This is a genomic window from Streptomyces sp. NPDC055966 (genome assembly GCF_042269865.1).
Classification (GTDB): Bacteria; Actinomycetota; Actinomycetes; order Streptomycetales; family Streptomycetaceae; genus Streptomyces.
Window position 1 is genome coordinate 1 of sequence record NZ_JBHJYK010000066.1, and the last position, 5925, is coordinate 5925.

The 5925-nt window shown below is 69.8% G+C and carries 4 protein-coding genes; 1 reads left to right on the top strand and 3 read right to left on the bottom strand.

Features of this window, described 5'->3' with window-relative positions; all coding sequences use genetic code 11:
* Positions 1 to 334: 334 nt before the first annotated feature.
* The 3 genes from ACFC8N_RS48560 to ACFC8N_RS48570 all read right to left on the bottom strand — a co-directional run bounded on the left by ACFC8N_RS48560 (position 335) and on the right by ACFC8N_RS48570 (position 2964).
* On the bottom strand, positions 335 to 1150 hold the full coding sequence (locus ACFC8N_RS48560; protein WP_376296068.1) for a 1-deoxy-D-xylulose-5-phosphate synthase N-terminal domain-containing protein: 816 nt from the start codon (positions 1148 to 1150) through the stop codon (positions 335 to 337).
* Positions 1147 to 1677 carry a hypothetical protein gene (locus tag ACFC8N_RS48565; RefSeq protein WP_376296069.1) on the bottom strand — a complete coding sequence of 177 codons (531 nt, stop codon included), beginning with the start codon at positions 1675 to 1677 and terminating at the stop codon, positions 1147 to 1149. The genes ACFC8N_RS48560 and ACFC8N_RS48565 overlap by 4 nt, the downstream gene beginning before the upstream one ends.
* A 444-nt stretch (positions 1678 to 2121) precedes the next feature.
* On the bottom strand, positions 2122 to 2964 hold the full coding sequence (locus ACFC8N_RS48570) for a serine protease (RefSeq protein WP_376296070.1): 843 nt from the start codon (positions 2962 to 2964) through the stop codon (positions 2122 to 2124).
* 928 nt (positions 2965 to 3892) lie between these two features.
* Here ACFC8N_RS48570 and ACFC8N_RS48575 point away from each other — a divergent pair.
* Complete coding sequence (locus ACFC8N_RS48575) at positions 3893 to 5293, top strand: hypothetical protein (RefSeq protein ID WP_376296071.1); 1401 nt, start codon at positions 3893 to 3895, stop codon at positions 5291 to 5293.
* Positions 5294 to 5925: the final 632 nt, after the last annotated feature.

Genomic DNA, 5925 nt, shown 5'->3' on the forward strand with positions numbered 1-5925 from the left:
TTCTCCTGTCTGTTATCTCCGAGATGTCGGCTCGTCAGCCGACTGCGATCAAACGTACTCATGGCTGTCGTATCGGTCATTTCGGAATGTCGATGAGAGGGGGCCGATCGGGGTATATGCGGCTGCTTCCGCCGCTCGGCCGGGATGTGAAGTGACCGGAGAAAAAGGCGTATTGAATGACGATTAGCCCTTCCGAATGATCTGCTGACGCTTGCTCACCCCATATCGACCGCGTGTCGCTGCGAAATGCGTGAGTTGGTCCGTGCTAAAGGACCGGCTGTGCCGAAGTCTGCTCGTCGTTCTACCCGGCAGGACACGGCACGGCGGCGGCGAATCAGCGCTCCTCGGGCCCGGTGTTGTCGGCTGGCAGCAGGAAGCAAGCCGTGGCGGCCGGGTACGGGACCCTGCGGTGGGCTTGGAGGCAGAGGTCTTCGGGTGGCGGAGCTGCTCTTGCCGGCCGTCGGAAGTCGGTGCAGGGCGGGGGTGCGGGGTGCACGGGGCGAGCACCTCGCCTTGCTGAACGGCTGCATGCGGTCGGCGGGTTCCTCGGCGGCCGTGATGTTCGAGATGGCCGCCTCCTCCTGGGCGCGCCAGGGCACCCAGCCGTCGAGCAGGCGCGGCCGCCCTCGCAGGACGCGCACCGCCGACGCGGACCTGCGCGGAGTCGCTCAGGCGGTGAGGACCTTCCAGGCTGCCCCTCGATGGGTGCTCCATTGCCGACGATGGTGACGATGTGCCGGCCCGTCTCCGGCGCGAGCTGTCCGGCCTTGGCCATGCCGTCGGCGTACGACAGGACCGCCGATGCGGGGGAGTGTGCGATGTGGTCGTGCGTGGACTCCTCCCGGCTGAGGTATCCGGAGAGCCCGCCGCGCTGCCGCAGCCCGGAGAACTCACCGGCCCGCCCGGTGGCGACCTTGTGGACGTGTGTGTGGTGCCGGACATGCCATGGCAGTCGGTCGCGCGAGGAGTCGAGGAGCCGGTGCAGTGCCAGGGGCAGTTCCGCGGTGCCGAGGTTGGGTCCCGGATGGACGCCTGCGGCCGCGACATGGCGGATCAGGAAGCCGCGGATCTCCCCGGCGCGCCGGATCGGCTGCGCATGGCGCGGTTTCTTCAGGTCAGGGGGCTGGTTGACGCGTGCCAGCAGGCTCATGACGCTGCTTCTCCGCGATGCTGCCGTGCTGTCGGCGGATACTCAGGGGCAGCCGATCCTTGCTGGAAGCGTCGCTGCTCACCGGGAGACCGATGCCCCGAGGGCTCTCTGCTCCAGGGCGTGCCGGAGGGCGGAGCCGACCGCGGGGCGGGTGCCTCCGGCCGGCTGACGCATGCCACCGGGCGTCCTGCCGACCGGTGCAGACGTGGCGTGACGAGGGACCACGCACCTTTGCTCTCTGGCTCCTCCTGCACCCATCGCACGTTCGCGGCCGCAGGGAAGTGGGCGAGTTCCGCCGCGAGCTCTGCCTCGGCGAACGGGCAGAGGCGCTCCAGCCGGACGATGTCCGTGTCCGTCGGGCCGGAATGTCTTGGCGGTGGGCGTCGGGGTCGTGGGGGGACCTTGCCCGTGCACAGCAGCACGCGTTCGACCTGGACGGGGTCCACCGTGGCGTCCGGCAGGACCGGACGGAAGGAGCACTGGGCGCACTCGGCCAGGGTGGAGGTGGCCGCCTTCGACCGCGGCATCGACTTGGGGGTGAAGACCACCAGCGGCCTTCGGCCGCCCAGAGTCTGCTGCCTGACCGGATGGAAGTAGTCGCCCGGCAGAGAGGGGCGGGCCCACGGTCGTGTTGCCCTGCGCGCACAGTTGCTGGCGGTCTTTCGGCATGACCGCGACGACACCTACGTGCCGTGCCGGTGGCAGACCTCGGCGAAGGGCGCCGCCGGTCTTGGGCGTCCCTGTCCGTGTGAAACACAACGCCGTCGACTCGGCGGCCGCGGGTGCGGACCGCCATGTCGATCGTGCCGGTGACGAGTTGGGTGCGCATCCGGTCGGTGATGGACCAGCCGGTCGCGTGGAGCGGGCGGATGTCGATGACTGCGGCCGGATGCAGCCACCCGGCTGCCCCTTATCAGGCAGGCCCTGAGGGGAACGCCCTGGCGCTGCACTCGCCAGGGCGTCCGTATGGGTTACGGCTTCGGGAGGGCGCAGGTCGGCAGGGTGAGGTCTATCTGGTTGCCGGAGCCCACGCAGGGGGCGATGAGGTAGGTCTCCTCGGCGTAGCCGATGCCCTGGTGGATGGTGACGTTGCCGTTCTGGTCCACCTCACAGGGGTTGTCCAGTGTGCACTGCTCGCCGTTCTCATTGGTGGTGTTGTTGACCGCCACCACCTGGCCGGTCGAGGTGTCTATGACCGGTGAGCCCGAAGTACCGCCGATCACATGGCAGCCGGAGGTGTACCGGACGGAGTCCTTCCAGGTCCAGTCGGCCTCCCTCACCTCGTGGGCGAAGCCGTCTATCGCGCAGGAGTAGGTGGACTGCCAGTACCCGGAGACCACCTCGATGTTGTGCCCCTGCACCGGGTGCGTGGTGGCCAGCGGCAACGCGTCGATCTGGTACTGCTGGTGGATCTGGGCGTAGGTGCTGCTCAGCTGGTACAGCGTTATGTCGGTGTCGGTCATCGTCGCGTACAGCACCTTGGTGGCCTGCAACGTGCCGACCTGGTTCGCGTCGGCGTCCAGCAGCGTGAACGTACGGCTGGACGGCTGGTCGGTGATGACCTGCCCCGCGGCGGGCATGCCGCTCTCCAGGCAGTGCCCGTTGGTCATGACCATCGCCGGTTCGTCATCCGCCGCGGCGGGGGAGCGTACGACGGATCCGGAACAGTCGTCCAATGCCACGGTCCCGGCGAAGCTGACCTGTGCGTCCGCGGGCCTTGTCGCGGCCTCGACCGGTGCGGCGGTCACGCCGAGCAACGTGATGACGGCGAGACTTCCTGCCGATAGAGCGGCGATGAGAGAAGGTCTGTTCATGTGGGGGGATCCTCTCCGTACCGGAGTGTTTCCGGATTTGGCATGCACATTGTCGGATGGCGGGGTCGAGAAGAGAACCCCTCGGGCAGTGGACAGGGGCCCGCCGGGTGCGGAACGAAGCGTGGCGTGCATGCCTGACCCGGCCGAGCGCGTCGGCGGGGACGCCGGATACGGGACGGCGTACTGGGCGGACATGTCGGACGACGCCCGCGAGCCGTGCGGCCAGTACGGCTGCAAGTACGACGAACTGGTCCTGGACGGGGGTGCGGAGACCGACGTGTGCGATGGCGTGGTGCCCGTCCCCCCTCCCTGCGGAGCGGACGCGCTGGACGAGGAGGCCGGGTCGTCGAATCGGACGACCTCGGCGACTGCGAGACGGCGCGGGAGCCGAGCAGGAAATGTGGGACGGGGCATGATCGGCGCCCCTTGGCGTCGTGCCGATTCGGTAGTCATCCGCAGGCCGCGGCACCTCGGACATGGAGAAACGGGTGACGCGCAACCGCCCCTGCTGTTCGACCTCTCGCTAGACCGTCAGACGTTCCGCGTTGAGGCTGATCCTGCTGCGCACGTTCTGAACGAGGCGCCCGTAGGCATGTCGGCATGAGGGCCCAACGGGCGTGGGAATTCGCCATGTTGGGGTGCCCCGGTGCCCGGCGTGAGCGTTCAGCTCGGTTCTTCCCCGAGCCTCCCGCACAACAGATCCGTCACGAGCTCCCGTGCCTGCGCGAACCCGCTTGCCAGCAAGGGCTCCCGTTCTGGGGCCGGCTGCCGCACCTGTTGTCGTCGTTCGTCTCCCGCACGCTTGTGGGCGAGCGTGCGCTGGTGCTCCGGTACCAACCGGACAGAGATATTCGATCAACTGCTCAACTCGTCAAAGGGGCACGCCATAGGCTGCTGCCTCACACGAGCGTCAGTCGAAGGGGGCGTCGTGCCACGGTCCGACACGGCGGTCAGGGCGCGTACCCGCCTGTTGTTGATGTACAACCTCACACCTCAGGTACGGGTGCCCGACGAGATGCTCCGCCCGCTGACCGAGGCGTTCGACCTCGGCCGGTTCGCCGCCCACGTCGAGGCCGCTGGGTTGTTGCTGCCCCGGCTGGTGCTGCACGAGCGCGTACCCGAGATCACGCTGCCGCCGAGCGCGGTCCGGGTCGACGGTGCGGCGATCACCCTGGCCGTCACGCCTCGCCGGGACCCGCTGCTCTTCGTGGACGTCGAGATCGAGGACGGCGCGGACGGCTCGGACGCAATCGCCGAGACCCTCTACGCCACCTGGCAGGACCGCTCCGCGACGCGCGTCGGCGGGGCGCCGCTGACCGAGTGGCTCGACGCGCGTCTGCGCGCGTACGGCGTCACGGACCTGCCCGCCGACCAGCCGCCGCTGGAGTTCGGCCGGAACGTCCACCAGAGCGTCTTCCCTGGTGCGGAGCTCGCGCGACGGCTGCTCGCCGAGCACGTATCTGGCGACGCCGTCGGCCCGGACGTGGTGACGATCGTGCTCCGCGGCACCATGGACGGCGGCACCGGCGCCACGCTGGGCATACGTCGGCCCGAGATGCTGAACAACCCGGGCCAGACCATGGTCGCGCACGGCAGGGGCGTGTCAGTGATCGTCGGCTACGCGCCGCCGGTGGAGAACGCCTTCGGGTTGGCCGCGGCCGGCATCCTCAACGCGGTCGCGGCGGTGCACCGCATCCGGCGGCAGGCGTTCGAGGCTCTGGAGCTCGACCGGGTCGCGGTGGTCGAGACGGCGGACGATGCCCGCACTCTGGTCGCACGGCTCTCGCGTCGGCTCAGCGACCTTCAGCTCGACCTGAGCTTCAGCGTCGAGGCGTACGCCGATACGACTTTCATCCCGGAGCTGCTGGTCGAAGGCTTCCACTCGTCGCTGCGCGGCGTCGCGGCGCTCGCGGACGCGCTGGCCAACACGTCGCGCATCGTCGAGCGAGTGGACGCGGTGCTCGCGACGCGCCGCGTCGATCTGGAGACGGCGTCCCAGCGGTACGCCGAGCGCCGCGACCGGGTGCTGGCCGCGGCGCTCGCCGCCGGCTCGGTCATCGCGCTCCCGCCTGCACTGCTGCTCGCGTTCTTCGGTGTCAACAGCAGCGACGTGGACCCGCGCCGGTCGATCCTGGACGTCCACCACTACGGTGTCGCATACGCGCTCGCCTGGTTGCCGTTCCTGCTGCTGATGGGGGCCGGCCTGGTCGCACGCCGCCGCATATCGCTGCGTCTGTCCGACCCGGACGCCGACATTCCGGCTGTCGATCCTGACCGGCGCCGAACCCTGCGCACCTGGCTCGGACGATCGCGGCGACGCGGTCGGTGACGCCGAGCTTCGCGGACACCGCGGACACGGCGGACATGTCGCTGCGCAGGGTCTTGCCGGAGATGTCTGGCTCACCGGCCGGTCACCACCACGCGGGCGAACAGGGGCACCGTTCGAAGGTGGACGCGGTGTCGGGGCTGCGTGTCCGAGGTGTGGTCCGTGGCGGCGGAGTGCTGCGGCGCCTTGAGCGGCGCGTGTGTCCCGGTGTGGGGCAGCGCGGGGCGGGCGCGGCTCGTAACGGCTCCGATCTCACCCGTTCGGCGGTGGGGAAACGCCGGGAGGCAAGCCACTGGCGAGGGCGCGGGTAAACGTGCCCGCGGGCCGCCCGCGGTGCAGAAACCCCAGGTGGATCGGCCAGTGAGTGAAACGACGCCGCCCGGGCGCCAGGGTGTGACGCCTGGTGTACGGGCCTGGTGGTGTGTGCATGGCGTGTGGGTTGTCGGACAATGGTGGGGATGGGGTCCCCGGCCCGATTGCGGCAGGCCGGGGCCCCATATTGCGCGGTCGGTCTCGGATCAGTCGTTCCAGCCGCCCTCGCCGCCGCCCTCGCCGCCGCGGTCGCCGCCGCGGTCCCCGCCCCGGCCGCCCTCGTCCCAGCCGCCTTCGTGGTCGCAGACCACGCGGAAGCTGGC

Coding starts and splice junctions, on each gene's coding strand:
- ACFC8N_RS48560 (WP_376296068.1), bottom strand. CDS start 1,150: ATGAGCCTGCTGGCACGCGTCAACCAGCCCCCTGACCTGAAGAAACCG.
- ACFC8N_RS48570 (WP_376296070.1), bottom strand. CDS start 2,964: ATGAACAGACCTTCTCTCATCGCCGCTCTATCGGCAGGAAGTCTCGCC.
- ACFC8N_RS48565 (WP_376296069.1), bottom strand. CDS start 1,677: ATGCCGCGGTCGAAGGCGGCCACCTCCACCCTGGCCGAGTGCGCCCAG.